The organism is Chryseobacterium tongliaonense (genome assembly GCF_041224435.1).
Classification (GTDB): Bacteria; Bacteroidota; Bacteroidia; order Flavobacteriales; family Weeksellaceae; genus Chryseobacterium; species Chryseobacterium tongliaoense.
Genome location: NZ_JBGFFD010000014.1, coordinates 12,763 through 38,771, shown reverse-complemented (window position 1 = coordinate 38,771; position 26,009 = coordinate 12,763). Strand labels below are relative to the sequence as shown.

Genomic DNA, 26,009 nt, shown 5'->3' with positions numbered 1-26,009 from the left:
ATTATGAAAATCATCAGAAAAGTTCTAGTTCCGCTGGCCATACTTCCGTTTAAGAATACGATGTCGGCACAGAAAAAAGACAGCATTCCGCATAAAGTAGTTGCTTTTGTTACCGATAAATTTCCACAAACCCGTGACCTTAATATTGAATACACCCAGCTTACGCCTTATCATTATTCTTCAGCATTTCAGGGAATGGATCTTCCGGATAATAAAGTCAAAAACTTTAGCCAGGTCAATGCTAATGCCAATATTTATTTTATTAAAAACAGAAAATGGATGCTGAGTACGGCTTTAAATTATCGTTTCACTTCCATAGAAACTGAAAATCCGACCTCTTTATTTTCCGGAGAAAGCAGCAATAAGGGAAATTTCCATTATCATTCGGAAGCATTAACCTTTACGTATTTTTCAAAATTATTCAATAAGATCGCCGTATATTCAGCTACAGCTTCAGTAGACGGGAGTGATCAGCATTTTGAAAGAGTTCGTGGAATGGCAACCGGAAATATCATTTTAAAGGCCAACGCCAAAACAAAAATGTCTGTAGGATTAGCCGTTATGATCGATCGGAGCACACAAATTCCCGTACTTCCCGTTTTTACTTATGAACATAAATTTGATAACGGCTGGACTGCTGATATTATCCTGCCCCAAAAGCTACTGATGAGAAAAAATATTTTCTCAAACGGCCGGATTTCTTTAGGTTCGGAAATGAGTAATACTTCTTTTTATCTCTATAATTCAGATAAGACCTATGAATTCAGACAGCTTGCCATCAATTCAGGAGCTATTTATGAGCATAACTTAGGCTCTAATTTTATCGGAACCCTCAAAACCGGTTTAAGGCTTACGCCGAGAGCGAGGATATTTGATAAAGAGGAATCTTTTAACGATTATATTTTCGAAGCTACTACAAAACCTTCTTTCTATTTCAATATCGGGGTTTCTTATAATCCTTTTGGAAGGCCGAGATCAAAATAATTTTAATTCTCTACATATCAAAACAGTCTTGGTTTAAGAAAATATTAATCATAACAACATAATTACAATACGCTTAACCTATTTCTGACTGATACAACGAAATAAATTTTAATTTTTTTTTAAGGTAATATTTAACTTTTATTAAAAAATTTATCTAAACACAACTACCACGTATTGAATTTTCTCACACAGAACCTGTTATTCATCCCTGCATTACTATTGAGTGAATAATATATCTGTGCTTTTTTAACTTGTTAAATATGGCCATACCAAAACAAATATTTCAAACTTTTAAGTCGAAAAAGCTTCCATGGCTTACAAAGCTTCACATATGGAATATGAAAAGAAAAAACCCTGAGTATCGTTATTATTTTTATGATGATCATGATATACAGAAGTTTATCACCGAAGAATTTCCACCGGAATACATAGAAAATTATAACAGATTAACTATTGGTGCTGCAAAAGCCGATTTTTTCAGATATGCTATTTTATATAAAAAAGGCGGGATTTATCTGGATGTTGACAGCGCCATTACAAGACCGTTAAAATATCTGATAAAAGATAATGATGAAGCTGTGATCAGTAGAGAAAGACATCCTGATTTATATGTGCAATGGGGATTAATCTTTAATAAGAATCATCCTTTTCTAAAAAAAACCTTAGAGCTGATGCTCGATAATATAAAAACGCATCGCTATCCTCATGATATCCATGCTACAACAGGGCCTACCGTATTTAGCGAAGCTATTCAGCAAAGCCTGAATGAAAATCCGGATGTACCCCACAGGTTATTCAAAGGAATTGAATTTCGGGGATATCTGAAATTCAAATATAAGCTGGGAAAATTCTTCCTGTATGAAAAGAGAGCCGAGCATTGGAAGCAAAAGCAGACGACACAGGATATTATTAAAATCTAGCCTTGTGAAATTATAATCAGATTAATATTTAAATTTGCGTTCAGTATTCATCTAAATATTAATCCGGTTACATGATCAACATCAGCGATTTTATCGAAAATTTTTCCGTTTTCAATTCAGATGTGGCACTTCAGCCCTGGGAAATCATCAATAACCTGGATGATCTTCTTCAGGAAAAGTTCAGCGATATCGGGGAGAATTATATCATTTCCGGGGATATTGCTATTCATAAAACAGCAGTCGTAGAACAGAATATCATCTTAAAAGGCAGAATTATCGTCGGAGAAAATACCGTTATTGGTGCCAATGCTTATCTGCGGGGTCCTGTTTATATCGGAAAGAATGTAAAAATAGGTCCGGGAAGTGAAATTAAACAAAGCATTATTTTTAATGAAACGGCTGTTGCCCATTTCAATTATATAGGAAACAGCATCATTGGTAACCGAATTAATTTTGAAGCCGGTTCCATATGTGCCAATCATTACAACGAAAGGAAAAACAAAGAAATTTCAATTCTTTTTAATGGTGAAATTGTCAGAACAGGAAGTGTGAAATTTGGTTCGCTGGTTGGTGATGGTTCAAGAATCGGAGCCAATGCCGTGTTGTCACCGGGTACAATATTAGATAAAGAAAGTATTGTAAAAAGACTGGAGCTTATTGAGCAGCTGCTATTTTAAATAACAAAATTAAATTCTCGAACCATTAAGAAGATTGAAGAATTAAGATAAGTTAAGATCAATCATTCTGATTTTAAAAAACAAATCTTAAGCGAAGCAATCTTAATATTCTTAATAGCTTAATTAAATCCTTAATGGTTTAAAATCTAATTTCATTAATCTAACTAATGACTTCCCATTTTTGAAAACAGGTTAATAACAATAACCCCGATAATGATTAAAGCAATTCCTATGACCGCAGGAAGATCAGGAACCTGTTTAAAAGCAATTATTCCAATAATCGTAATACATACAATCCCTATTCCGGACCATATCGCATAAGTGATCCCTACAGGAATCTGACGGAGCGTTAAACTCAGAAAGTAAAAAGCTGCCGAATATCCAATTACAGTTACCACTGAAGGCAAAAGCTTAGAAAATTCTTCCGATTTTTTCAAAAATGTAGTCGCAATAATTTCAAAAACAATGGCTAAAAGAAGATATAGGTAGCTGCGTCCGATACTGTTTATACTTGTGACAAAAATAGGAAAATTAAGCAGTTTTTTATTTTTATGCCACATTTTCACTGTCATTTAAGCCATGAATACTGACAAAAAAATACACACAAATTTCACACTGGTTAGAATAAAAAATAATTTTTCTTAACATTAGAGATCTTTAGAGTATAATTTCAACCTTTCGATTCACAATTAAGTGGGATATTATGCAGATCATTCTTTATTGTTTGTATTATCAAGTCTGAAATGTAAAGCTAAAAACAATTGTCAGATTCATACTTTTTTACAGATAAGACAATAAAAATACACAAAAATTTTTAATAATATATTAAATTTATGTAAACAAACATGTACATAAAATGAACAATAAAACAACATAACTCACTGATAAACATCATGATTATTTGTTTTGGCATGTAATTTGAAAGCTGTAATATTGCAAATAAGAAATCATCAAAATAAAGTCAAATAATTAAAAATAAAACAAAAATGGTAACTTACGCTTTTTTCGCAACATGTGCAGTAGTATTCACTTCTTATTTCATGACTGTTAGAAGAGAAAGAAATTAATTAAAGACTCTATCAGGTTTAAAAACTTATAGAGAACTTTTACTAATTGTATTGTTTTATGTTTTCGGTCTGATCATATCAGATTGCAGCTCTTTTACTCATCGGGAGTAAAAGGGCCCAAAAGCATAAAATACAATTTTATTACGTAACAAATTTTAATATCATAGTTTAGCCGGGCTTTATGTCCGGCTTTTCTTTTTTATAAACTTCAGGAAAGCTTTATCTTTGTACCTCTAAACATTTTTCTGAGCATGAATCTGTACAACCTTATAATCCAGGACAAAGAAGAAGTAACCCTTAATGATGTATTCCTTACTGAAACTAACAGAGAGCAGTTTGTACAGCTCATCAAAGAGCAGACTTACAGCAAAAAACTTCTGGAATACGGGCTTCCGGTCAACAATAAGGTTTTACTGCAGGGAAGCTCAGGATGTGGGAAAACAATGACGGCAAAAGCGATTGCCAATGCTTTAGGCAAAAATATTATCATCCTGAATTTAAGCAATATCATTTCATCGAGGATTGGGGAAACTTCGCAGAATATTAAAATGATTTTCGATAAAGCTTCGAGAGAAAGATCGGTTCTTTTCCTTGATGAACTGGATCAGATCGGGAAAGCGAGAGGCAGTGATGATAAGGATGTGGGCGAAATGAGAAGGCTTGTGAATACGTTGATTCAGCTGATTGATTATTATCCTGAAAATGCATTGCTCCTTTGTGCGACCAATCATGCCGAAATTATTGATACGGCCTTACTGAGACGTTTCCAATTGAGAATTAAGTATGAAATGCCATCCCGGGAATTTTTAGACCGATTCTATGACAGCCTTTTGTCTAAGTTTCCTGAGGATTTAAGGACTATTGATCGTCAATACGACATTTCTTTTGCGGAAGCCAAAGATCATGCTTTTACATTAGTCAAATCCGCTTTGATTAAAAAGCTGGAGGCAAAGGAATTTTCTGCCAAAATTTGAAAGCAAACCTCTTTTAAATATTGCTAATGATAATATAATGAATGCAAATGGCTAAAACCGGACATTAATCTTAGTAAAAACAGCTATTTTTTTAGTCTATAAATTCGGTATACTTTTTGATCATAAAAAATTAATAACCAAACAAATACATTATGATTAAAAAAATACTATCTGGCTGTCTTTTAATGACAGTATTATTCTTTTTTTCATGCGATAAAAAAAACACATCACAAGTAAAAAGTGAAACTTCAATTGAAACTATTTCAATTATAACCGCTCTTACAATGGGAATAGCCATTGCTGCAGCATACACTGTGAAGAGAAGACAGTAGAAAATATAATGTAACAAACAAAAAATACCGCTCAATCTGAGCGGTATTTTTTTATTATTTAGAAAAAAATTCGATTACATATAAGCTTCAATCGGCTCACAAGTACAAACCAGGTTTCTGTCACCATAAGCTTCATCCACTCTGGAAACAGAAGCAAAGAATTTGTGGTCTCTCACCCATTCTAACGGATAAGCTGCTTTTTCTCTGCTGTAAGGTTTGTCCCATGAATCGGAGATAACCAATTGCTCTGTATGAGGCGCGTTTTTCAATACGTTATTCGCTGCATCAGCTTCACCGTTTGCAATCTCATCAATTTCATGTTTGATCGCAATTAAAGCCTCTGCAAAACGATCGATCTCCGCTTTGCTTTCAGATTCTGTAGGCTCGATCATTAAAGTTCCTGCAACAGGGAAAGAAACTGTAGGAGCATGGAAACCATAATCCATCAATCTTTTCGCCACATCTGCCACTTCAATTCCCAATGATTTGAACTGACGGAAATCTACGATACATTCGTGAGCTACTTTTCCGTTTTTGTTTGAATATAAAATCGGGAAATGCTCTGCTAAAACCTCTTTTAAATAATTAGCATTTAAAATTGCATGTTCCGTGGCCTTTTTCAATCCTGAAGCTCCTAACATTTTAATATAAGCGTAAGAAATGTTCAGTATCAGACCGGAACCGTAAGGTGCTGCAGAAATACCTTCAATAGCATCTTTAGAACCTATTTTGATGTTCGCATTCGTAGGTAAGAAAGGAACCAGGTGCTTAGCCACACAGATCGGGCCAACTCCGGGACCTCCACCACCGTGAGGAATCGCAAAAGTTTTGTGAAGGTTTAAGTGACAAACGTCTGCTCCGATGTTTCCAGGACTTGTAAATCCTACCTGAGCGTTCATATTTGCACCATCCATATATACCTGTCCGCCATGTTGGTGGATTAAGTTTGTAATTTCAATAATGTTGGCATCAAAGAATCCGTAAGTTGACGGATAAGTGATCATCACACAAGATAAATTAGCTGAATGTTCTTCTGTTTTTGCTTTTAAATCTTCGAAATCAATTTCTCCGTTTTCAAGATTTTTAACAACCACGATTTTCATTCCTGCCATTGCTGCAGAAGCAGGGTTTGTTCCATGTGCAGACTGAGGAATCAATACTACATTTCTGTGACCTTCCCCTCTTGAAATATGATATTCTCTGATCACCATCAATCCTGCATATTCTCCCTGAGCTCCTGAATTCGGCTGAAGAGAAGTTCCTGCAAAACCGGTGATTTCAGCCAAATCTTTTTCCAGTTCGCGGATCATTTCCTGATAACCTACAGCCTGGTCAACCGGTACAAACGGGTGAATACTTCCCCAGTTGTCCCATGAAAGCGGTAACATTTCTGCTGCTGCATTCAGTTTCATCGTACAAGATCCCAAAGAAATCATTGAATGAGTCAATGATAAATCTTTTCTTTCCAGACGTTTGATGTAACGCATCAACTCTGTTTCCGTGTGGTATTTGTTGAATACTTCTTCTGTAAGAATTTCGTCTTTTCTTAAATTCTCCTCAGGAATGCTGTATCCTTCTTTTATTTCTAATTTGAAAGTCTGCTTATCTTTGAACTGAGCAAAAGAAGCCATCAGAACATTTAATTTATCTAATGTTGTACTTTCATTGATCGCAATGCTTACAACGCCTTCTGTGAAATAGTTAAGATTAAGCTTGTGATCAAGCATCATTCTTGATAATCTTCCTTTTTCATCTTCGTTCATGATGATTTTCACCGTATCGAAAATCGGTTCTTCAACCGTCTGGTATCCTAAAGCTTTAAGACCGCCTTTTAGAGCATTGGCTTTAAAGTGAATCTGATCAGCGATATAGTTTAATCCTTTCGGACCGTGATAAACTGCATACATCCCAGCCATTACCGCCAAAAGAACCTGAGCTGTACAAATGTTTGAAGTTGCTCTTTCTCTTTTGATATGCTGCTCTCTGGTTTGTAAAGCCATTCTCAATGCACGTTTTCCGTACATATCCTGAGAAACCCCGATAATTCTTCCGGGAATATCTCTTTTATAATCTTCTTTACAAGAGAAAAATGCTGCGTGAGGACCTCCGTAACCCAATGGAATACCAAATCTCTGTGAAGTTCCTACCGCACAATCTGCTCCCATTGTAGCAGGTGATTTTAGTTTAACCAAAGCCATCGGATCACAAGCGACAACAACCTGTAAATCTAATTTTTTATATTCTGCAATATCTTCCGTATAATCTAAAACGATCCCGTTTTTACCAGGATATTGTAATAAAACTCCATAGTAAGAACCGTCAAACTGATGTGTTTTGTGATCACCTTCTACGATTTCGATCGCTAAACCTTCAGCTTTTGTTTTTAATACAGAAACTGTTTGAGGTAAAACAAGGTCTGAAACGAAGAATTTATTGGCATTCGCTTTTTTCTGATCTTTTGTTCTGTTGTTAAAGAACATGTGCATGGCTTCAGCAGCAGCTGTTGATTCATCCAATAATGAAGCATTCGCCAAACCAAAACCTGTAAGATCACACACTACAGTCTGGAAATTAAGAAGAGCTTCCAATCTTCCCTGCGCGATTTCCGCCTGGTAAGGGGTATAAGCAGTATACCAACTCGGGTTTTCAAAAATATTTCTCTGAATAGCCGCCGGTAAAAGTGTATTGTGGTATCCAAAACCAATGTAGCTTGTATAATCAGTATTCTTCGATGCCAATTCTTTCGAATGATTAAGCATTTCGTATTCTGAAAGCGGTTCTGAGATATCAAGATCTTTTTCTAAACGGATAGAAGAAGGGATGGTTTGAGAAATTAACTCTTCGATACTTGAAACGCCAACTTTTTCCAACATTGCCTGTTTATCGGCTTCGTTTAAGGAAATGTGACGGCTCACAAACTGTTCTGTATTCATTTTTTATATTAGATTTTGTTTGTAAAAAAGATGGGTAAAATTACAATTTTTTAAGGGATTGTACAACAGTCAAAAAATTACGGATCAATCATCGAAAAATGCCCGTTCGTTTTAAAAACCTAATTTTTCCGGAGAATTTTTTGGAGACAATTTCAATTCCTGATCCTAAAAAGACGGTTCAAAACTTAAAGATAACCCTCTAATAACCAGTATTGAAAATTATTTCAAATTTTATTAATTATATTTATTCTAAATTAATATATTTGCATCATGAATATGATCGTCCCATTTAAAGTTCCTGCTTTAACTCCCGTATATGCATTCAATAATGAAGATATGTATTGTGAAAAAAAGTCTTGCTGCAAAAAATTCAAGAAAGGCAAAAGATGCAAAAAGTGTCCGGGAAGAAAAAAAATGGCTTAATTAGCTAAAGCTTTTTATTAAAAAATAAATTGCAATCGCCAGGATCAGAATACCCCAGATCAGCATCATAATTTTTGGCACCCCTCTACGGTTGATTACTGTACGCGGCTGTGGTTTGAATAATTCTTCAACACTGCTCTTAAATTTCTCCGAATCGTTTTCAAAAACTTCTGTAATTGTAATTCCCTGAACGACTGTTTTATGCAACAATGAGTTGGTAGCATGAAGCAAGAGCTGGAATTTACCGTCTTTAAACTCCGTAATTTTAAAAATTCTTTCCCCGTAAGGTTTCTCAAGCCCGAAAGGAAGCACTTTCACAACATCCGCATTGCTGGTCTGCCAGTTGATGATAATCTCCTCTCCTTTTTTCGCATGAATTTTATTCGATGTAAACGTTTTGATTGCCGGCGGAATATTATATCTGAAACTTTTCTGATGACTTTCCAAATTCTGATCATAGCTCCGTCTTCTGCCCGGATCACTTAATGTTTCATACGCTTCCTGAATTTCGCGGAACCTATCTGCAAAGAAATCATCATTTTCATTTTTATCAGGATGGTATTTTAATGACAGTTTTCTATAGGCTTTTTTGATGTCTTCTTCTGAAGCATCCTGGGAAATACCGAGAAAATAATAGTAGTCTTTCATGTATAACCCTGCAAAAATAAGGAATTATTTTTCTTTTTTAAATACAAATAGCTGCGTGCCTTAAGTAAGGTGGCTTCGGGAACCTCAGCCACCCAGGTGTTTATAATGTGTATTTCCAGATCACAAGAAATCGTAATCAATAATTTCGAACAATTAAGTTTTAAATTGCATCATATTTGATTGTTAAACCTTATAGGTTTTAAAAACCTATAAGGTTTAGTGAAGGCTTAGTAAATTCAATTCAGAAGCTCCCGAAGCCACCAGTTCATATAAAAAATTCCGGCGCGGGAAGCTCTGCTTCCCGCGCCGGAATTAAACAATTTCAATTTAGTTTTGAATACTTACGCTTCGTAAGCCTCATCTTTTCTGCAGCATCTTGAAGCAAATTCTTTTTTAAACTTACCTTTTAATTCCTGATACTGCTCATCATTCATTTCTCTGATTTTATCTGCAAGGCCGAAAGGTGATCTTTCTTTGATTCCGTATTCATCAAAAATACCTCTTACAAATCTTTTTCTTTCTGCCATTTTCTTAGCAACTAATGCTACACCCACAACGGCTAATGCTCCAAGAGCACCTTTTAATGCTGAATTTTTCATTTTTTCAAAATTTTAAATTTTACTACTTCTTGTTTTTTATATAGACGAATGAACTCTAATTTTTACTTTACTACTTCTATAAAAATTTTTAATTATTCGTTGTTTCTGTTATGCCTGTTAAAGAACCCGCCGGCACATTTATCTTTCCATACTTCTTTGAATTTTTCTCTTTCTTCCGGAGATAAGCTCATCATTCTGTCTCTCATCATCTTTTTCTCCTTAAATTCCCTCACTCCTTTTCCGAAATGAAATCCTCCGAAAAGAATTTTACTCAAAATCAATATTCCCATCGCCTGCCAATAGGTAATTGTCTTTGCACCTAAAATATCGGGAAGCAGGCTATTCCAGAGGGCCATTACAATCCATGTAACCCCGAGGAAAATCAATGGCGGACATAATATAAAAAAAATCCAACCTTTTTTGTGTTTATAATTCATAACTTTCTTCTTTACTAACTATTTAAATCTTCGTATAATCTTCTCAATCTGTTTCTTAGATGTTTCACTGCGTAATTTTTTCTGCTGATGATGGTCTTTATATTTTCGCCCTGTTCATCGGCTATCTGTTGAAGAGTTTTATCATTCAGCTCATTTTCTATGTATACCAGTTTTTGTTTTTCAGGAAGCTCTTCCAGGGCCTCGAATAATTTTTTCCAGATTTCATCCTGAAACATCTTTACTTCCGGGCCTGCACTTTCATCCAGCAGAAGTATATCTTTTATAGAGAAGCTGCCGTCTTCATCTTCATAGACAAAATCTTCAAGGTTTTCTGTTTTCTTTTTACGGTAACGGTCCGTGATTTTATTGGCAGTCACTCTGTACAACCATCCGCCTACATTCACAATCTCCGAAAGATTGGTAAGACTACTGAACTGATACCATACCTCCTGCAGAATATCTTCTGCATCTTCGGTATTTTTCACTTTGGGACGAATGAAAGACATCAGTTTACCGCCGTACTTTGAAACGGTTTGCGAGATGATACTTTCTTTCTCTTTCTGTGGCATTGCTATTTTTTCGACAACCTCCATATTGCTATGACGATCAGTCTTTTTATTTTACTTTAATAAATTTAAAATATTTTTATGAATTTAAGCTTTTCTTTTATCCATCATATTCTTCATTGACTTCTTTAAAGCTTTAAAAAATCAAAACAAAGCCAGTCATTTACAGGAATTTCACTAAAAGCTCATTAAATATAAAAACAACAAACGGAAAGCAAAATACTTTCCGTTTTTATAGAGGATGAAAACTTGTCAGTTAGTTTAAATAAATCCCGAAATACCAGGTCCATGCAATTAAAATAATCTGCATCGGAAGCCTTTCTTTAAAAAGATAGTCCATTCCGGGGCCTGTGTAATCTGCCTTGAACAAATTCACTCTTTTTTTCGATGAATTGATGTTGGCTGCAAAAACCAGGATATAAAAAATAATCAGCAGAATGGCGGTAGTTTCGCGAAGGGAAGGAACCATTAATCCTATTCCGGCTGCAATTTCGATAACTCCGGTAAAATATACCCAAAACATCCTGGCAGGAATAAAGTCAGGAATCATCATCGCCATCCCCTTTTGGAATTTAAAATGGGAGAATCCTGTAAAAATGATGAAAACCGCCATACCCAGATTTCCGGAAAATAATAAATTCCAGCTTCCCTGAAATAATTTTGTTCCAAGCAAAGCCAGAATAAATGTTACGAAAAGGATTAATAATAACTTCATATTTTATTAAATTTCCGCAGATTTAACAGACTTTCCCAACATAAATTAATTTAATTTAACCTGATCATCTATCAAATCTGCGGAATAAAATTAATTATTTTCTGCCAGATTTTTTACTACTTCAAAACCTTTTGTAAAACCGGTATTCATATGATCTTCCCAGTTTTTCTCAGTCTGGACTTCTGCATGAAGTTTGGTTTTCCCGTCAAAATCGATCAGGAAATATTTTTCAAAAGATCCGTTCCATTCCATTACTTCTTTACTTTGGGTATCTTCCAAACCATTCTTATCTACCATTCCCAGATGTTTAAATACAATCTGATTCGGCTCATCAAGGCTGTCAATGGTAGAAACCATTCCTTCATTCTCAGCATTCAGGAAATAAGTTTTTCCGCCTACTTTCCAATCGGATTTCATCTGAGAACCGGGGCTGAAGAATTTTGTCCATTCACCATAGGTTTCAGGGCTCCACAGGATGTCCCATACTTTTTGTAAAGGAGCATCGATTATTGTTTCGTACGATAATGTTTCCATATTTTAAATTTTTGTGGTTGGTTTTTATTAAGTCGAATATCAATCATCCCGTCAGTTCAAAGATTTGACATCGCTCCGGAAGATGAACTTGGGTGTTAAAGCACCAAACTATTAAAGTTGGTTTTCGGATAAATTCTTTACAATTCCCAAAGCTTTTGGAAATTTATCTTCAAAAAATGCAATGAACTCAACCGGAGAATGAATTTCACTTTTCAATCTGGTTCCATCTTCGGTTTCTTCGAGAATATAGGTTTCTGTGGCATCACCCCAATCCTGAGGACTTTCCACCCCGTCATAAATTTCACCGAGATGTAAGAATTTCATTTCTTTATTAGGTACATTTTTTTCAACACGGCTGTACATTCCGTTATTATTAGGATCGAAAAATTTTACAATGCTTCCTTCCTCCAGTGTTCCCTGATAAAAAGAGCCGTCTGTGAAAGCTGTCGTCCATTGCCTGTAGGTGATTTCGCTCCACAGTACATCCCAGACTTTTTCCGGACTTGCATTGATTTGAATTTCATACACTAATGTTTCCATGTTTTTATTTTTAGTATTGTGAGATCTAGCTTAAGCTTTTATGACTTTACGGTTTAAAGATAGATTTAAAATATCAACCGCCTACAAAATCTCCCCCATTAATGTGAATAATTTCACCGGTAATAAAACTGGAATCTTCCGAAGCCAGGAAAACAAAGGCAGGAGCCACTTCCGAAGGCTGCCCTGCTCTTTTCATCGGGTTATCTTTTCCAAACGTGGAAAGGTCGTCAAACGTTTCTTTCACAAGAGGCGTCCAGATGGGTCCCGGAGCAACTCCATTGACTAAAATTTTCTTTTCTCCAAGGTTGGTTGCCAATGAGCGGATAAAGGTTGCAATAGCTCCTTTCGTCGCAGAATAATCAATCAGGTGGTCGCTTCCACGGTATGCAGTGACTGAAGTGGTGCAGATAATCCGGCCGCCTTTTTTCATTAATGGTAAAAAATCCCGTGTGAATGCAATCATTGAAATAATATTGACATTGAAGGTTTCCTTAATCTGATCATCGGAAATTTTTTCAATATCATTTTTAGGAAACTGAACACCTGCATTATTAACCAGAATATCCAGGTTTTTCCATTCTTTCCTGATCCGGTCTACACATTTGGTTCTGAAAGCGCTTCTGGAAATATCACCTTTCAGCACAATGCATTTCCGGCCTTCTTTTTCTACCAGTTTCAGAGTTTCTTTGGCATCTTTATCGGTTTCCTTATAAATGATGGCTACATCTGCTCCTTCTCTCGCAAAATGCACTGCTACAGCCTGTCCTATTCCACTGTCTCCACCGGAAATAACAGCTGTTTTATTAAGAAGCTTTTTACTTCCCCGGTAGTTTTCCCGGATGATTTCAGGGAACAACCCTTCTTTAGGGGCTTTTGATTTAGATTGTGACTTGTTCTGTGTTTTCATAAGCAAATCTTTTTCTAAATAGCATCAAACAGCAAGCCGAAAAAATTAAGATTGGTAAGCGTCTTCGATATCCTTCAGGATGATTTTCTTCATTTTCATCATGGCTTCCATTACTTTCCGGGCTTTTTCTTTATCGGGATCATTGATCAGCTGCATCAGTCTTTTAGGGACAATCTGCCAACTTAAACCATATTTATCTTTCAGCCATCCACAAACGCTTTCACTTCCTCCATCTGAGGTAAGAGTATTCCATAAATAATCGGTTTCTTCCTGATCATTAGTCATCACAACCATTGAAATTCCTTCATTAAAATCAAACTTGTGATCATATGAAGAATCCATACAAAACAAATGATATCCGTTAATCACAAACTGGCCATGCTGAATATTTTCAGGAACTTCATTCTCTTCTCCGCCATCTTTATATTTCAGGATTTTTCCAATGCCCGAATCCGAGAAAGTATGGGTATAAAATTGCATCACTTCCATGGCTTTTCCATTATTCTTGTGCATAAACATTAATGTCGGTACAAGTTTTTGTTTACCCGGATCTTCACCTAGAAACAATTGCCATGTAACATTAAATTTATCACGAATCCAGCCGTATTTTTTACTCCATGGATAGGAATCCAAAGGCATTAAGACCATTCCATCTTTTGCTAAATGATCCCAATATTTCTGAACCTCATCTTCAGATTCACAGGCAATCAGAAAAGAAACTGAGCTGTTCTTTTCAACCTGAGGTCCGTTTAGAAGCATTAATTTCTGTCCGAAAATATCAAGATCAACAACAAAAGGAGTCTCAGAGATAATTTTCGCATCAAACACTGTAGAATAGAAGTCAGCTGATTGCCTTGCATCTCCGTCATACAGGAGACACGGAAAAATGGTATTGTTCATCGTTTTAAACTTTACATTTATATTTAATTACCTGATCAAACTTTAAGAGGAATAAGCTTCTTCGAGATCTTTAATCACGATTTTCTGCATCCGCATCATTGCCTGAACTACTTTCTGAGCTTTCTCCTGATCCGGATCACTCATCAGCTGAATAAGCCTTTTAGGGACAATCTGCCAGCTTAAGCCGTATTTATCTTTCAGCCAGCCGCACATGCTTTCCCGGCCTCCGTCTGAAGTAAGGGTATTCCAAAGATGATCCGTTTGCTCCTGGTCGTCTGTCATCATTACTATTGAAATACCTTCATTAAAATCAAACTTGTGGTCATAGGAAGAATCCATGCAATAGAAATTGTAACCATCAATTGTAAAGTTGGCATGCTTAACATTTTCAGGAGCTTCTCCTGCTTCTTCACTTTCGTCTTCATATCTCAGAACGTTTCCGATTGTTGAATTGGGAAATGTTCGGGTATAGAACTCCATTGCTTCTATTGCTTTTCCGCTATTTTCATGCATAAACATCAGGGTCGGAACAATTTTCTGATCGGTTTGTTTTTCACCGAGATATAGCTGCCACGAAACGCCGTAGCGATCCTGAACCCAGCCATATTTTTTACTCCATGGATAGGAATCTAAGGCCATCAAAGCTGTTCCGCCATCCATTAGCTGATCCCAATATTTCTGTACTTCGTCTTCCGTCTCACAGATTACCATAAAGGAAACCGAAGGATTTTTTTCAAATTGAGGGCCACCGTTGAGTAGCATGATTTTCTGACCAAAAAGATCAATATTCATTACAACCGGTGTGTCTGTAGTTATTGTTCCGCCAAATATTCTGATATAAAATTCTGCGGACTCTTTTGCGTTTCCGTCATACCAGAGACAAGGAAAAATATCGTTATTCATGATTTTAAATTTAAGGGTGATTTAAATAGTGTAGAGCGTTACCATTAAGGTTTAATAAGCTGTTGAGGATATTAAGTTTCTTATATTTATGTCTTGAAATCCTTCAACAAGCCTGAACCTTGTGGTTTAGTGTAATGTCTTAAAAGAAACCTGATGTTCTTTCATGTGATTTTTCAGTTTTACCATTGCATTCTTTCCGAAGCCATGGAGTTGCATAATCTCTTCTTCGGAATAGTCTGAAAGCTTTTCCAAAGAATCAATTTTCTCTTTTTCCAAAGCTCTTCTTGCAGGTATTGCCAGAATCCCTTCAAGAAAATTACCATTGGCAACATGATTAACAGCGCAAATGGAGCTTAAACATTTTGCCATTATTATTAAATTGATCATGATTGCAGAAAAGATTTTTAGTGATTTTCAACGTATTTATGGAAATTGTTAAGAATGGCGTACCATCCTTCACGCTGCATTTCCACAGAGTTTTGTTTTTCAGGATCGAAAATCTCAGTAACTTTTGTGGTGTTGTCATCCACCTTATCAAAAATCACTTCTACTTTTCTACCATCTTCAAGGTGGTATTTTATTTTTTCATTGGGAAGAACCTCATCATAAATTCCTTCAAAATCAAATCCGAAACTTTTATCTTTGGCTTCCATTCTGGTTTTGAATTTCCCGCCGACTCTTAGGTCATTTTCAGAAGTCGGGCATTGCCAGGATTCATGAGCGAAATTCCATTTTGTAATGTGTCTGGGAGCATTAAAATAATCCCAAACCTTCTCAACAGGGGCAAGAATTGTGATATCAATTTTAACAGGATCCATAGTTTTATTTTTAATGTGGTGTGTAAGGGCAACCGAAAACCCGGTCACCCTTTGTAAAATTTATTTAAATATAAGATTATTTTGTATATCCTTCGTTATAGTTCACCATCCAATGAACACCGTATTTGTCCTGAAAGCTTCCGAAATAATCACCCCAAAACTGGTCTTCAATCGGCATTTCTATATTTCCGCCTTCAGAAAGTCCTTTGAAAAGACGGTCTGCTTCATCTCTTGATTCCGGGAAAATAGAAACATAGTTATTATTTCCGACGGTCAGGCTCTGTCCGAATCCCGGAACGATATCTGAAGCCATCAGTAAATCTCCTCCAATTGGGAGTGCAATGTGCATCACTCTGTTTTTTTCTTCCTGGGATAAGTTTTCAGTTCCGGGAGCATTTCCCATTTTATGAACTTCACCAAGGAATTCTCCTCCGAAAACAGATTTGTAAAAATTGAAAGCTTCTTCAGCTTTTCCATCAAAATTTAGGTATGGATTTAATTTAGCCATGATATTTAATTTTTAAAAGTGAGTATTATGTTTTAATGTTGAACCGTTAAGAAAAAATTAAGTGTTTGCGTCTTATTGATTTAAAAATTTCTTTACTTCGTTCGTTGTCAGATGGATCAGATTATCATCAGTATTTCCGTCAAAATCTGCCATCATATAAGAGCCGTGAGTCGCCGGAAGGATCATTAACCGGGAACCTTCGACCAGACGCCACATCTCCGCAGCATGTTCGGGTTTCATAACATCTTTATCTCCGGAAATAAATAATGTGGGACATTGTATTGATGTTAGAATTTTCTCATCCCAATCTTCGAAAGTCTGCATTCTTTTACTGTCTTTGTCGAAGAGATTTTCAAGCTTTGAAAAATCAGGATTCAGGTTTAAAAAATTGATTTTAAGAGGTTCAGGCATGGATTCTAAAGTGGCTTCCGCCATGGATTCAAAAAAGCCGTCCATCATTCCGTTTTTTTTAAAAAATGAAGAAGCAACAATGAGCTTTTCCACCATTTCAGGATAAAGATGGGCAATCTGCATGACTGTATTTCCACCATTGCTGAAACCCCAGAATGAAGCTTTCTCAATATTCAGTTCTTTTAAAAGGCCTGCAACATCGTGTGCATCCTGTTCAAAAGTTTCGGGAATATCCCTGTGTTCCGTCATCCCGTGATTCTGCAGGTCGATTCCGATGAGCTGAAACTGGGTTTCGAGTCTTGAAATCACTTCCTTGAAATCAAATAAAATTGAGGAACCGCCACCATGAATCAATACCAAAGGTTTTCCGGAACCATAGATCTCATAGTACATCCGGATTCCATTCACCTGCTTATATCCTTTTTCAACAAGATTCATGGATCAATATTTAAGGTCCTTATCAAAATCGTATTTCATTCCTTCATATCCGAGAATTCTGCGCATCAGTCCGATCTGTCCGCACAGATAATCTTCACGGCCTATACACATTCCTACAAAATTCAGCACGTTTTCAGGGAAAAAATCAATATTCATTCCCATTGGGAAAGCTTTATCCAGTTCTTCATCAGAAGCTTCAAGTAATTTCTGATAAACAAGAGGTGAAATTTTGTGGAAATCATCTTTAAGTTGCTGCAAAGAAGGATATTTGATATTTTCATCCAATGCTTTTCCCTGAAAGAAAAAATCTTTGTATTCAAATTCTTCACTGATTCCGAATATATTTCCCAATGCATAACGCATATCAAGGAAGTTACCTACCATCCAAACAATATGATTGGTTCTGCCTTCAATTCTTTTCAGTGCATTTTCTTCAGAAATTCCGTCGAGTACCATCAGGAAAGTCTGACTGTGTCCCCGATAAGCCGGAATAATGATGTCTAATTTTTTTGATTTTGGTGTGTCCATTTTTTTATTTTTTATTTCTTACTGATTTGACTTTGTTAAACTTATATTTCACAGATTTTCACGGATATTTTTAATAATTTCTCCCGCAGATTTTACGGATTGCGCGGATCATTGTGGTTATTTGTGAAAATATTCGTGAGATTTGTAGTTAAATTAATCTTACAGGAAATACGGATTTATTTTATTGCTCCGGGCTTTCCGAGGATTCTTCTGAGATATCCTATTTGCCCGCTATGGTAGGCTTCATGATAGGATAAAACTGAAACATCTTCAACCGTTTTGGGATCAAAACTTTCAAGATTATTGAGCTTTGCTTCCAGCTTATCCTGAGATTCTTTTAAATAAGATTTTAATTCTTCAAAAGTTACAAACTCGTCTTTCCTGTTTAAAGGAATCTCACCTCTGTTATAGCAGGAAAATTTTTCATTATCCCAAACAGATTCTTCTCCCAAAACGTTCAGAAATGCATTTCTTATATAAATTAAGTGTCCAAAAATCCAGTTCATACAATTGGTTTCACCATTCGGGAAAATCATAGCTTCTTCGTTGGTAATTCCTTCAATATTCAATGAAATAACTTTGTAATTGCTGGTCAGTTGAATTTTTATAATTTCAATATCGGTGGATTTCGTTTCCATATTTTCAGTTCTTATAAATTGTGGTTTAGTGTTTTAGATCAGGATTACTCCTTTGGAAGTTGAGAAAGATCTGCAAATGTTACATTCCAGCCATGTCCGTTGATATCCCAGAAAGAATTCTGATACATCCATCCGTGGTCCTGCGGTTCTTCATGTTGGTAGGCGCCATTTTCCACAGCAGTATTCACCACTCTATCGACTTCTTCACGGCTGCTTAAACCGATCGCCACCAAAACCTGTGTAGTATCGCCTTTTGGAACTGGTCTTTCTGAAAAGGTCTGGAAATATTCTTCTGTTATAAACATCACGTAAATATTATCGCTCATCACTATACAAACTGCTCTGTCATCAGAGATCTGTTCGTTGATTGGGAATCCGATTTTTGTCCAAAAGTCTTTCGTTTTCTGAATGTCTTTTACCGGAAGATTCACATAAATCTGGTTGATTTTCATTTTATGATTTTTTTAATGTTTAGTTTAATTGAAAATATTTATTGATTATTCTGCAGGAAACTGTGAAGCATCAGCAAACATCACTTCCCACTGATGACCGTTTAAATCTGAAAAAGCACTTTGATACATCCATCCGTGATCCTGAGGTTCGCTGTACTTTGAGCCTTCGTTTTCAATAGCGGTTTTTACCATATTATCAACTTCTTCACGACTGTTTACACCAATGGCAAGCAATGTCTGAGTTGTATCTCCTTTTGCGATAGGTCTGTTGGTAAAAGTCTGGAAAAATTCTTCATTCAAAAACATCGCGTAAATATGGTCCTCTTTCATTATTACACATATAGCTTTTTCATCAGAAAATTGTTCATTGATGGAGAATCCTAATTTTGTCCAAAATTCTCTTGTTTTTTGAACATCTTTTATCGGAAGGTTTACATAAATCTGGTTGATTTTCATTTTAATAATTTTTAGGGTTAAACTTTAAACCAAAATTACTAAGTCGGTATGAAAATCAACTTGCCATAAGGCAAGATTTAATTTTTCTTCGGATGGGAGACCAATTCTTTACGGATTCTGCTTAAGGAAGTGTCTGTAACTCCAAGATAGGAAGCGATTTGTTTTAAAGGAGCAAATTGTATCACCTGACACTTTTGTTCCATAAGATTAAGATAACGTTTTGTGGCGGACAGGGTGAACATCTCTACCGATCTTTGTTTATAAACGAAAAGCTGGTGCGACATCCATGCTCTTCCCCATTCCCTAAGATTGGGAATCTTATGGAATAATTCCTGAAAAGTATCAAAGTCAAATTTCCAGCATTCGCAATCAGTGATGCAAACGATATTTTCCTGGGTAGGAATTCTCTGGAAAAGAGAGGAAACATCGATGATGATTTCATCTTCCACAAAAAAATGGGTGGTCACTTCGTTTCCGTTAAAATCATTCACATAAGACCGGGCCAGGCCTTTTTCTAAAATGTAGTATTCATTCGCAGTTTTTCCTTCTTCAAGAATGAAATCTCCTTTCTGAAATACTACTTTTTCATGAGCCTGAAATATTTCTTCAAGCTCTTCCGATAAGAAAAATGGAAAATCATAACAAATTTCCAGTGCTTTGCTGCTCATCAGGTGAATGTTTTAAGATTTTAAAAATAGAATTTTTATTGCAATTGAAGAAAAAAAATTAAACAAATTAACAAAACCGTTTAAATATTACTAACAGCAACCTTAATATTAATCACTTTTATCTTTTCATTAAAATTAAACAACTCTGTTTTAACACTTCAACCTCTCATAGTCAAATCTGTGGTAAAAACTGACAATCTTGCTCAATTAAAACAAAGACAACTGAATTGGTTTTCCGGGTTTTTCAGCGTCTCCGAAAACTGTTTTCCCTCCGAATCTCCATGAGTTCTGACGTTCTTCTTCAATTACCTGCTGAATATCAAAATCAGGGGTAAAGTCTTTCTCTGTTGCCACCACAATCTGGTGAAGTTTGTTCAGTGTTTTCAGCTTATCAGAATTTCCGAGTTTCGATTTTTCAATTCCGGATTTAAGAATATTAATATTTTGATCAAATACTTTGGTGGGAACAGGAAAAGGATGTCCGTCTTTTCCGCCATGGGCAAATGAGAATCTGGCGGGATCAGTAAATCTCGAAGGTGCCCCGTGGATCACTTCACTTACCAGAGCTAAAGACTGCATGGTTCGGGGTCCTACGCTTTCTAAAAGTAACAGATCTTCAAAATTCTGAGGCTGCTGCTCCCGGGTCACGTATAAAAGTGCTCCCAACCGTTTTAAATCTACATCCGAAGCCCAAACATCGTGATGTGCGGGAAGAATCAGCCTTGAAAAATCATTCATGATTTCTGCAGAATCCGTATGAGAAATTTCCAGAATACCTTTCCTGTTTTCAGAAGCTTCCGAGTCGGTGAGGTTAAGGATTTTTCCTCTGGAAATCCCGTTGATCCCGGTATGTGGCTCTTCCACAAAGGATTTTATATTTTCCGAATGCCAATGATAACGTCTTGCGGTTCCGTCTGATTCATGCATTCCCTGCTGAACCACACTCCAGCTTCCGTTATCAGCCAGTATAAAATTGTGCAGATACAATTGGTATCCATCGTGAATAGCCGTATTGTCCACTTTTGCAGAAAGTTTGCTTGCTCGCACCAGTTCCGTTCCGTTTAAGCCTGTTTTATCTGCAATCTGGATTAATTCTGAAGGAGTATCTCTGGAAAATTTGCCTTTTCCGCCACAAATATAAATTCCGAGTGACTGCGAATTGGGATTTATGGAACGTTTCAGAGCTCCCATCACAGAGGTTGTAATTCCCGAAGAATGCCAATCCATTCCCATCACCGCCCCAAAACTCTGAAACCAGAAAGGATCGGCCAACCGGCGAAGAACTTCATCTTTACCGTAATCCGTCAGAATCACTTCAATAATTGAAAGACCAAGCACAGACATACGTTCATACAGCCAAGGCGGTACTTTGCCGTAGTGTAAGGGTAAATCTGCAGTTCCTGAACGTTTCATTTAATTTTTTTAATCGCGAAAGGGCTAAATGATAAAATTATTTTCGGAATGTAAAGGTAGCTTTAATATTATAAAATTTTGATGATCTCAATCAATATTACTCTAATCTGTTAACGCCACTTTCTTAAAATATCAGTGCTGTTGATGATTAAAACTAATCAATGAATGGAACAGAACTCCAGATCTTTGTGTTTATTTTCATCAAATTTTTCGTTGAAAATAATCTTATTTCCAAAAGGGTCATCTACGGTGAAAGTTACCGCATCATAAAAAGCTTTTTCAAGTCCGGGTCTGTTGTATTTGTATTTTTTGTCAATCAGTTCCTTATGGTATTCTGCTACGCCCTCACCCCAGATAAACACCCTGCTTCCGGGAGTTCCGTCTCCGTGATGCTCGCTCAGATGAAGAATGATATTATTTTTCTTCACTTCCATGTACACGGGAGTATTGTCTTCAAAATGATGTTCCCACACAATTTCAAAACCCAGCCAGTCTACATAAAACTCAACCGTTTTCTGATAATCAAAAATTCTGAGAATGGGAATAACCTGTTCTGCTTTCATATTTATATTTTATTGATGAGAAAGAATATTAACTACATTTCCAAACGGATCTTTTACAAAAAACCTCCGTACGCCCCAATCTTCATCAGTAATGGAGTATATTATTTCAAATCCTGAAGCTTTCATTTTTTCATATATTTCATCCACATGATCTACTTCTATTGAAAGATCCGGAACTTCGGTATTATTTCCGCCCTGAATGGCAAAACTTATCTGGACCTTTGATTCTTCATCGTTTCCGAAAGTTTTGATCCAACCATGATCCATCAGAATATCAAGATCTAAAATCTCATGATAAAACCTATCTGCTTTCGACAAATCTCCGGTTTTTACATTGGCAACAATTCTTTTTACCATACATAGAATTTTTATCATTAAAAAGCCTTGTGAAATTACGCAAAAATCACAAGGCTTATTCATTGTATTGGGTTTTATTATTTCATTTTATTGAAAATATAGCGGGCAATTTTCCATTGCGCATTCTCTTTCTGTAAAATAAACAGCTCCCTGTTTTCTTCAGCTCCGGTTATTCCTGTAGCATGCACCAATTGTGTACCTCTTGATATCGTGCGTGCAAAAGCATAATCATTGTTTACAATTACGATCTCATCGATATGGAATTTAATATTTAACTGTAAATTTTTAAATACAAATTCATAAGATCCTTTTAACTGTTCCTGTCCTATTGCTGAAGGACCTCCTTGTGGCATAAATATCCCATCCTGGGTATACAAGGGTAAAACTTTGTTGACATCGGAGGCATTTAAAGCATCCTGATAGCTGAAGAGCAGTTTCTCGATTGCTGATTTTTCCATTTTTATACTATTCTTTTTGTTGGTTGATTTTCTGTTTTGAGCAGCCGCAAAATTTACTGTTGTCAGTAAGCATATGCTAAAAATTAAGGTCAGAACTTTCATAGGGCATTTTTTATTAAATGTTTATAATGCAAAGTTGCATTCAAAAAATGGTACTGTCCCTTAATCCAGCATAAGAAATGCTCTTAACCCAGATCAATTCTAATCCATAAAAAGCCATAAAATAGTATCGGAAAACACTTCAGCAATCGTGCTATTAAATAAAAAAACCTTACGAAAGATTTCATAAGGTTTTATAGAAACTGAATTTTTCTATTGTTTATTTTAAAGCTGATAATGCTGCCTCATAATTAGGCTCGTCAGCAATTTCAGGAACCTGTTCTGTATAAATCACTTTATTATTTTCATCTGTAACGATCACAGCACGGCTTAAAAGGCCTTTCAAAGGAGAATCTGTAATAGTCACTTCATAATCATCCCCGAAACTGCTTCTGAAATCTGAAAGGGTTTCAACATTATTCAAACCTTCGGCAGCACAGAATCTTCCCAATGCAAAAGGTAAATCCTTAGAAACATTGATTACTACTGTATTGTCTAAACCTGAAGCCTCTTCGTTGAATTTTCTGGAAGAAGCTGCACAGGTAGGGGTATCAATACTTGGGAAAATGTTGAATACTTTTCTTTTCCCATCAAAGTTTTCAAGAGTTTTTACATTGAGACCTGAGTCTACCAGTGCAAAATCCCTGATTGTGCTTCCTACTGCCGGAAGCGTTCCTATGGTGTGTACTTCATTTCCTTTTAAAGTGATCGTCGTTGACATAATTTTATTTTTTAAGTTTTTCAAATTTACTCAAATTGAGCTGTATTTTCTTTGAAATAATGGTTAAATAATTCTTAAAGTGGAAAATCTTATTTAGGATTAATCTGAAAAAATTAAATTTTAACTAAATTTGTGGGACTTTAAAATTTCAAATAATAAATAACAGTATAATGTCAGAAAAATCAAAAATCTATTACACATTAACGGATGAGGCTCCAATGCTGGCTACACACTCCTTTTTACCTATTGTAAAAGCATTTACAAAATCAGCAAATATCGAAATTGCGGTTCCTGATATTTCTTTGGCAGGAAGGATTTTAGCCAACTTCCCTGAATTTTTAAAAGACGACCAGAAAATCGGTGATGCTTTGGCTGAATTGGGCCAGTTAGCGACAACACCGGACGCCAATATCATTAAATTGCCAAACATCTCTGCATCTGCACCTCAGCTGGATGAAGCCATTGCCGAATTACAGTCTAAAGGTTTCGCAGTTCCGAATTATCCTGCAGAGCCTAAAAATGATGAAGAAAAAGCAATCAAAGCTAAATATGCAAAAGTTTTGGGAAGTGCTGTAAATCCTGTGTTGAGAGAAGGAAATTCTGACAGACGTGCACCGAAAGCTGTTAAAAATTATGCTAAAGCAAACCCACACAGAATGGGTGACTGGGCTTCTGACAGCAAAACTGATGTTGCCCACATGAACAACGGAGATTTCTATGGTACAGAAACTTCAACCACTCTTGAAAATGCTACTCAATATAAAATCGTATTCAAAGGAAATGACGGTTCAGAAACTTTATTGAAAGATTTAGCAGGTCTTCAGGCCGGAGAAGTTATTGATTCTTCCGTAATGAACCTTAACGCTCTGAAAGCTTTTGTACAGGAAGCTATTGAAGAAGCTAAGAACAGAAATGTACTTCTTTCCGCCCACCTTAAGGCTACGATGATGAAAATCTCCGATCCTATTATTTTCGGGGCGATTGTAGAAACTTTCTTCAAAGATGTTTTCACTCAATATGCCGATACTTTCAAGTCTCTGGATATCAACCCTAATAACGGTCTTGCTGATCTTTTTGAAAAAATCAAAGGAAATGCTCAGGAAGCTGAAATTAAAGCTGCTATTGAAACCGCTTTAGCAAACGGACCAAGAGTAGCCATGGTAAATTCTGATAAAGGAATTACCAACTTCCATGTGCCTTCTGATATTATTGTTGATGCTTCTATGGCTGCTTTAGTAAGAGGTGGCGGTAAAATGTGGAACAAGGAAGGTAAGGAAGAAGATACGGTAGCGATCATTCCGGACCGTTCTTATGCCGGTTTCTACCAGGCTGTAATTGATGATATGAGAGCTCACGGAAAGCTGGACCCTACTACGATGGGTTCTGTTCCGAACGTAGGTTTAATGGCTCAAAAAGCTGAAGAATACGGATCTCATGATAAAACTTTCCAGGCTACTGCTGACGGAACAATTGAAGTTCAGGATGAAGCAGGAAACATTCTTCTTTCTCAAAAGGTAGAAAAAAGTGATATCTTCAGAATGTGCCAGACTAAAGATGCTCCGATCCAGGACTGGGTAAAATTGGCAGTAAACAGATCAAGATTATCTGATACACCTGCGATTTTCTGGTTAGACAAAGGAAGAGCTCACGACAGAGAGATCATCAAAAAGGTAGAAAAATATCTTAAAGATTATGATACGACAGGTCTTGACATCAGAATTCTTGATGTGAAAGATGCCATGACTGAAACTTTAAAAAGAGCAAGAGAAGGAAAAGATACGATTTCTGTTTCCGGAAACGTATTGAGAGATTATTTAACGGACCTTTTCCCGATCCTTGAGCTTGGAACTTCTGCAAAAATGCTTTCTATTGTTCCATTGATGAACGGTGGCGGTTTATTTGAAACAGGAGCCGGTGGTTCTGCTCCTAAACACATTGAACAATTCTTAGAGGAAGGTTATCTGAGATGGGATTCTTTAGGAGAATTCCTTGCTTTACAGGCTTCTTTAGAACATTTAGCCCAGACTCAGGGAAATAAAAAATCTCAGGTTTTAGCAGATGCTTTAGATGAAGCCAACGCTAAATTCTTAGCTACTGATAAATCTCCGGCAAGAAAAGTAGGACAAATCGATAACAGAGGTTCTCACTTCTATTTAGCCATGTATTGGGCAGAAGCTCTGGCTAACCAGACTGTTGATGCTGAATTGGCTGCTCAGTTTGCTCCGGTTGCAAAGGCAATGGAGGAAAATGAAGCGGTAATTAATGAAGAATTAATCGCAGCTCAAGGAAAGCCTCAGGATATTGACGGTTACTACAAAACTGACACGTACAAAACGTATGCTGCAATGAGACCAAGCACTGTTTTAAATGAAATCATTGACGGAATTTAATCTCCGGAATATAAAATAAAATGAAAGCTCCT

General features: G+C 36.2%; 32 protein-coding genes. 6 read left to right on the top strand and 26 right to left on the bottom strand.

Features of this window, described 5'->3' with window-relative positions; genetic code table 11:
- Positions 1–3 precede the first annotated feature (3 nt).
- The 3 genes from AB8P06_RS19675 to AB8P06_RS19665 all read left to right on the top strand — a co-directional run bounded on the left by AB8P06_RS19675 (position 4) and on the right by AB8P06_RS19665 (position 2,581).
- Positions 4–984, top strand: coding sequence for a hypothetical protein (locus tag AB8P06_RS19675; protein ID WP_369844197.1), 981 nt, complete (start codon positions 4–6; stop codon positions 982–984).
- Positions 985–1,244: 260 nt separating this feature from the next.
- A complete protein-coding gene (locus tag AB8P06_RS19670; RefSeq protein WP_369844194.1) occupies positions 1,245–1,904 on the top strand; it encodes a glycosyltransferase family 32 protein in 660 nt (219 codons plus the stop codon).
- A gap of 71 nt (positions 1,905–1,975) precedes the next feature.
- Positions 1,976–2,581, top strand: coding sequence for a DapH/DapD/GlmU-related protein (locus AB8P06_RS19665; RefSeq protein WP_369844192.1), 606 nt, complete (start codon positions 1,976–1,978; stop codon positions 2,579–2,581).
- Positions 2,582–2,745: 164 nt separating this feature from the next.
- Here AB8P06_RS19665 and AB8P06_RS19660 read toward each other — a convergent pair whose 3' ends face one another.
- The gene (locus AB8P06_RS19660; protein ID WP_369844191.1) at positions 2,746–3,141 is read right to left on the bottom strand and encodes a DMT family transporter; all 396 of its coding nucleotides are present in this window, start codon (positions 3,139–3,141) and stop codon (positions 2,746–2,748) included.
- A gap of 758 nt (positions 3,142–3,899) precedes the next feature.
- Between AB8P06_RS19660 and AB8P06_RS19655 the strand changes: the two genes are divergently transcribed.
- Both AB8P06_RS19655 and AB8P06_RS19650 read left to right on the top strand, forming a co-directional pair.
- On the top strand, positions 3,900–4,622 hold the full coding sequence (locus tag AB8P06_RS19655) for an AAA family ATPase (RefSeq protein ID WP_369844189.1): 723 nt from the start codon (positions 3,900–3,902) through the stop codon (positions 4,620–4,622).
- A gap of 152 nt (positions 4,623–4,774) precedes the next feature.
- Positions 4,775–4,954, top strand: a complete 180-nt coding sequence (locus tag AB8P06_RS19650) for a hypothetical protein (RefSeq protein ID WP_369844187.1) — start codon at positions 4,775–4,777, stop codon at positions 4,952–4,954.
- A gap of 74 nt (positions 4,955–5,028) precedes the next feature.
- Here AB8P06_RS19650 and gcvP read toward each other — a convergent pair whose 3' ends face one another.
- The 25 genes from gcvP to tpx form a co-directional block, all read right to left on the bottom strand.
- Positions 5,029–7,887 (bottom strand): aminomethyl-transferring glycine dehydrogenase, encoded by a 2,859-nt coding sequence (gene gcvP / locus AB8P06_RS19645; protein ID WP_369844185.1) that lies wholly within the window; start codon positions 7,885–7,887, stop codon positions 5,029–5,031.
- Between the two features lie 423 nt (positions 7,888–8,310).
- Entirely contained in the window at positions 8,311–8,958 is a 648-nt protein-coding gene (locus AB8P06_RS19640; protein ID WP_369844184.1) for a J domain-containing protein, read from the bottom strand.
- Positions 8,959–9,299: 341 nt separating this feature from the next.
- On the bottom strand, positions 9,300–9,557 hold the full coding sequence (locus tag AB8P06_RS19635; protein ID WP_369844182.1) for a hypothetical protein: 258 nt from the start codon (positions 9,555–9,557) through the stop codon (positions 9,300–9,302).
- 92 nt (positions 9,558–9,649) lie between these two features.
- On the bottom strand, positions 9,650–9,994 hold the full coding sequence (locus tag AB8P06_RS19630) for a hypothetical protein (protein WP_369844180.1): 345 nt from the start codon (positions 9,992–9,994) through the stop codon (positions 9,650–9,652).
- A gap of 14 nt (positions 9,995–10,008) precedes the next feature.
- Positions 10,009–10,587 carry an RNA polymerase sigma factor gene (locus tag AB8P06_RS19625; RefSeq protein WP_369844179.1) on the bottom strand — a complete coding sequence of 193 codons (579 nt, stop codon included), beginning with the start codon at positions 10,585–10,587 and terminating at the stop codon, positions 10,009–10,011.
- 229 nt (positions 10,588–10,816) lie between these two features.
- Positions 10,817–11,275, bottom strand: a complete 459-nt coding sequence (locus AB8P06_RS19620) for a DoxX family protein (RefSeq protein WP_369844177.1) — start codon at positions 11,273–11,275, stop codon at positions 10,817–10,819.
- 90 nt (positions 11,276–11,365) lie between these two features.
- Positions 11,366–11,809, bottom strand: coding sequence for an SRPBCC family protein (locus AB8P06_RS19615; protein WP_369844175.1), 444 nt, complete (start codon positions 11,807–11,809; stop codon positions 11,366–11,368).
- Between the two features lie 111 nt (positions 11,810–11,920).
- Positions 11,921–12,349 (bottom strand): SRPBCC family protein, encoded by a 429-nt coding sequence (locus AB8P06_RS19610; RefSeq protein WP_369844173.1) that lies wholly within the window; start codon positions 12,347–12,349, stop codon positions 11,921–11,923.
- A gap of 73 nt (positions 12,350–12,422) precedes the next feature.
- Positions 12,423–13,256, bottom strand: a complete 834-nt coding sequence (locus AB8P06_RS19605) for an SDR family oxidoreductase (protein ID WP_369844171.1) — start codon at positions 13,254–13,256, stop codon at positions 12,423–12,425.
- 45 nt (positions 13,257–13,301) lie between these two features.
- Positions 13,302–14,156, bottom strand: coding sequence for a VOC family protein (locus tag AB8P06_RS19600; RefSeq protein ID WP_369844169.1), 855 nt, complete (start codon positions 14,154–14,156; stop codon positions 13,302–13,304).
- Positions 14,157–14,198: 42 nt separating this feature from the next.
- Positions 14,199–15,059 (bottom strand): VOC family protein, encoded by an 861-nt coding sequence (locus AB8P06_RS19595; protein ID WP_369844167.1) that lies wholly within the window; start codon positions 15,057–15,059, stop codon positions 14,199–14,201.
- Positions 15,060–15,185: 126 nt separating this feature from the next.
- The gene (locus AB8P06_RS19590) at positions 15,186–15,428 is read right to left on the bottom strand and encodes a helix-hairpin-helix domain-containing protein (RefSeq protein WP_369844166.1); all 243 of its coding nucleotides are present in this window, start codon (positions 15,426–15,428) and stop codon (positions 15,186–15,188) included.
- A 35-nt stretch (positions 15,429–15,463) separates the two neighbouring features.
- On the bottom strand, positions 15,464–15,877 hold the full coding sequence (locus tag AB8P06_RS19585; RefSeq protein ID WP_369844164.1) for an SRPBCC family protein: 414 nt from the start codon (positions 15,875–15,877) through the stop codon (positions 15,464–15,466).
- A 76-nt stretch (positions 15,878–15,953) separates the two neighbouring features.
- Entirely contained in the window at positions 15,954–16,385 is a 432-nt protein-coding gene (locus AB8P06_RS19580) for a VOC family protein (RefSeq protein ID WP_007840253.1), read from the bottom strand.
- Positions 16,386–16,457: 72 nt separating this feature from the next.
- Complete coding sequence (locus tag AB8P06_RS19575) at positions 16,458–17,234, bottom strand: alpha/beta fold hydrolase (protein WP_369844161.1); 777 nt, start codon at positions 17,232–17,234, stop codon at positions 16,458–16,460.
- A gap of 3 nt (positions 17,235–17,237) precedes the next feature.
- Positions 17,238–17,762: a DinB family protein gene (locus AB8P06_RS19570; protein WP_369844159.1), complete on the bottom strand. Its 525-nt coding sequence runs from the start codon at positions 17,760–17,762 to the stop codon at positions 17,238–17,240.
- Between the two features lie 176 nt (positions 17,763–17,938).
- A complete protein-coding gene (locus AB8P06_RS19565; protein WP_369844158.1) occupies positions 17,939–18,400 on the bottom strand; it encodes a DinB family protein in 462 nt (153 codons plus the stop codon).
- A gap of 44 nt (positions 18,401–18,444) precedes the next feature.
- Positions 18,445–18,852 carry a VOC family protein gene (locus AB8P06_RS19560; protein ID WP_369844156.1) on the bottom strand — a complete coding sequence of 136 codons (408 nt, stop codon included), beginning with the start codon at positions 18,850–18,852 and terminating at the stop codon, positions 18,445–18,447.
- Positions 18,853–18,897: 45 nt separating this feature from the next.
- On the bottom strand, positions 18,898–19,308 hold the full coding sequence (locus tag AB8P06_RS19555) for a VOC family protein (RefSeq protein ID WP_369844154.1): 411 nt from the start codon (positions 19,306–19,308) through the stop codon (positions 18,898–18,900).
- A 77-nt stretch (positions 19,309–19,385) separates the two neighbouring features.
- On the bottom strand, positions 19,386–19,976 hold the full coding sequence (locus tag AB8P06_RS19550) for a Crp/Fnr family transcriptional regulator (protein WP_369844152.1): 591 nt from the start codon (positions 19,974–19,976) through the stop codon (positions 19,386–19,388).
- 207 nt (positions 19,977–20,183) lie between these two features.
- Complete coding sequence (locus tag AB8P06_RS19545) at positions 20,184–21,389, bottom strand: DUF763 domain-containing protein (protein ID WP_369844150.1); 1,206 nt, start codon at positions 21,387–21,389, stop codon at positions 20,184–20,186.
- Positions 21,390–21,547: 158 nt separating this feature from the next.
- A complete protein-coding gene (locus tag AB8P06_RS19540) occupies positions 21,548–21,952 on the bottom strand; it encodes a glyoxalase superfamily protein (protein ID WP_369844148.1) in 405 nt (134 codons plus the stop codon).
- A 9-nt stretch (positions 21,953–21,961) separates the two neighbouring features.
- Entirely contained in the window at positions 21,962–22,309 is a 348-nt protein-coding gene (locus AB8P06_RS19535) for a VOC family protein (protein ID WP_369844146.1), read from the bottom strand.
- A gap of 77 nt (positions 22,310–22,386) precedes the next feature.
- On the bottom strand, positions 22,387–22,767 hold the full coding sequence (locus AB8P06_RS19530) for a YybH family protein (RefSeq protein ID WP_369844145.1): 381 nt from the start codon (positions 22,765–22,767) through the stop codon (positions 22,387–22,389).
- A gap of 319 nt (positions 22,768–23,086) precedes the next feature.
- Complete coding sequence (gene tpx, locus AB8P06_RS19525) at positions 23,087–23,587, bottom strand: thiol peroxidase (protein ID WP_369844143.1); 501 nt, start codon at positions 23,585–23,587, stop codon at positions 23,087–23,089.
- A 170-nt stretch (positions 23,588–23,757) separates the two neighbouring features.
- Between tpx and AB8P06_RS19520 the strand changes: the two genes are divergently transcribed.
- Positions 23,758–25,977, top strand: a complete 2,220-nt coding sequence (locus AB8P06_RS19520; protein ID WP_369844141.1) for an NADP-dependent isocitrate dehydrogenase — start codon at positions 23,758–23,760, stop codon at positions 25,975–25,977.
- The last annotated feature ends 32 nt before the right edge of the window (positions 25,978–26,009 follow it).

Bases quoted from the DNA above. Each gene is read 5' to 3' on its own strand.
- AB8P06_RS19675 (WP_369844197.1), top strand. From the start codon at position 4: ATGAAAATCATCAGAAAAGTTCTAGTTCCGCTGGCCATACTTCCGTTT.
- AB8P06_RS19670 (WP_369844194.1), top strand. From the start codon at position 1,245: ATGGCCATACCAAAACAAATATTTCAAACTTTTAAGTCGAAAAAGCTT.
- AB8P06_RS19665 (WP_369844192.1), top strand. From the start codon at position 1,976: ATGATCAACATCAGCGATTTTATCGAAAATTTTTCCGTTTTCAATTCA.
- AB8P06_RS19660 (WP_369844191.1), bottom strand. From the start codon at position 3,141: ATGTGGCATAAAAATAAAAAACTGCTTAATTTTCCTATTTTTGTCACA.
- AB8P06_RS19655 (WP_369844189.1), top strand. From the start codon at position 3,900: ATGAATCTGTACAACCTTATAATCCAGGACAAAGAAGAAGTAACCCTT.
- AB8P06_RS19650 (WP_369844187.1), top strand. From the start codon at position 4,775: ATGATTAAAAAAATACTATCTGGCTGTCTTTTAATGACAGTATTATTC.
- gcvP (WP_369844185.1), bottom strand. From the start codon at position 7,887: ATGAATACAGAACAGTTTGTGAGCCGTCACATTTCCTTAAACGAAGCC.
- AB8P06_RS19640 (WP_369844184.1), bottom strand. From the start codon at position 8,958: ATGAAAGACTACTATTATTTTCTCGGTATTTCCCAGGATGCTTCAGAA.
- AB8P06_RS19635 (WP_369844182.1), bottom strand. From the start codon at position 9,557: ATGAAAAATTCAGCATTAAAAGGTGCTCTTGGAGCATTAGCCGTTGTG.
- AB8P06_RS19630 (WP_369844180.1), bottom strand. From the start codon at position 9,994: ATGAATTATAAACACAAAAAAGGTTGGATTTTTTTTATATTATGTCCG.
- AB8P06_RS19625 (WP_369844179.1), bottom strand. From the start codon at position 10,587: ATGGAGGTTGTCGAAAAAATAGCAATGCCACAGAAAGAGAAAGAAAGT.
- AB8P06_RS19620 (WP_369844177.1), bottom strand. From the start codon at position 11,275: ATGAAGTTATTATTAATCCTTTTCGTAACATTTATTCTGGCTTTGCTT.
- AB8P06_RS19615 (WP_369844175.1), bottom strand. From the start codon at position 11,809: ATGGAAACATTATCGTACGAAACAATAATCGATGCTCCTTTACAAAAA.
- AB8P06_RS19610 (WP_369844173.1), bottom strand. From the start codon at position 12,349: ATGGAAACATTAGTGTATGAAATTCAAATCAATGCAAGTCCGGAAAAA.
- AB8P06_RS19605 (WP_369844171.1), bottom strand. From the start codon at position 13,256: ATGAAAACACAGAACAAGTCACAATCTAAATCAAAAGCCCCTAAAGAA.
- AB8P06_RS19600 (WP_369844169.1), bottom strand. From the start codon at position 14,156: ATGAACAATACCATTTTTCCGTGTCTCCTGTATGACGGAGATGCAAGG.
- AB8P06_RS19595 (WP_369844167.1), bottom strand. From the start codon at position 15,059: ATGAATAACGATATTTTTCCTTGTCTCTGGTATGACGGAAACGCAAAA.
- AB8P06_RS19590 (WP_369844166.1), bottom strand. From the start codon at position 15,428: ATGGCAAAATGTTTAAGCTCCATTTGCGCTGTTAATCATGTTGCCAAT.
- AB8P06_RS19585 (WP_369844164.1), bottom strand. From the start codon at position 15,877: ATGGATCCTGTTAAAATTGATATCACAATTCTTGCCCCTGTTGAGAAG.
- AB8P06_RS19580 (WP_007840253.1), bottom strand. From the start codon at position 16,385: ATGGCTAAATTAAATCCATACCTAAATTTTGATGGAAAAGCTGAAGAA.
- AB8P06_RS19575 (WP_369844161.1), bottom strand. From the start codon at position 17,234: ATGAATCTTGTTGAAAAAGGATATAAGCAGGTGAATGGAATCCGGATG.
- AB8P06_RS19570 (WP_369844159.1), bottom strand. From the start codon at position 17,762: ATGGACACACCAAAATCAAAAAAATTAGACATCATTATTCCGGCTTAT.
- AB8P06_RS19565 (WP_369844158.1), bottom strand. From the start codon at position 18,400: ATGGAAACGAAATCCACCGATATTGAAATTATAAAAATTCAACTGACC.
- AB8P06_RS19560 (WP_369844156.1), bottom strand. From the start codon at position 18,852: ATGAAAATCAACCAGATTTATGTGAATCTTCCGGTAAAAGACATTCAG.
- AB8P06_RS19555 (WP_369844154.1), bottom strand. From the start codon at position 19,308: ATGAAAATCAACCAGATTTATGTAAACCTTCCGATAAAAGATGTTCAA.
- AB8P06_RS19550 (WP_369844152.1), bottom strand. From the start codon at position 19,976: ATGAGCAGCAAAGCACTGGAAATTTGTTATGATTTTCCATTTTTCTTA.
- AB8P06_RS19545 (WP_369844150.1), bottom strand. From the start codon at position 21,389: ATGAAACGTTCAGGAACTGCAGATTTACCCTTACACTACGGCAAAGTA.
- AB8P06_RS19540 (WP_369844148.1), bottom strand. From the start codon at position 21,952: ATGAAAGCAGAACAGGTTATTCCCATTCTCAGAATTTTTGATTATCAG.
- AB8P06_RS19535 (WP_369844146.1), bottom strand. From the start codon at position 22,309: ATGGTAAAAAGAATTGTTGCCAATGTAAAAACCGGAGATTTGTCGAAA.
- AB8P06_RS19530 (WP_369844145.1), bottom strand. From the start codon at position 22,767: ATGGAAAAATCAGCAATCGAGAAACTGCTCTTCAGCTATCAGGATGCT.
- tpx (WP_369844143.1), bottom strand. From the start codon at position 23,587: ATGTCAACGACGATCACTTTAAAAGGAAATGAAGTACACACCATAGGA.
- AB8P06_RS19520 (WP_369844141.1), top strand. From the start codon at position 23,758: ATGTCAGAAAAATCAAAAATCTATTACACATTAACGGATGAGGCTCCA.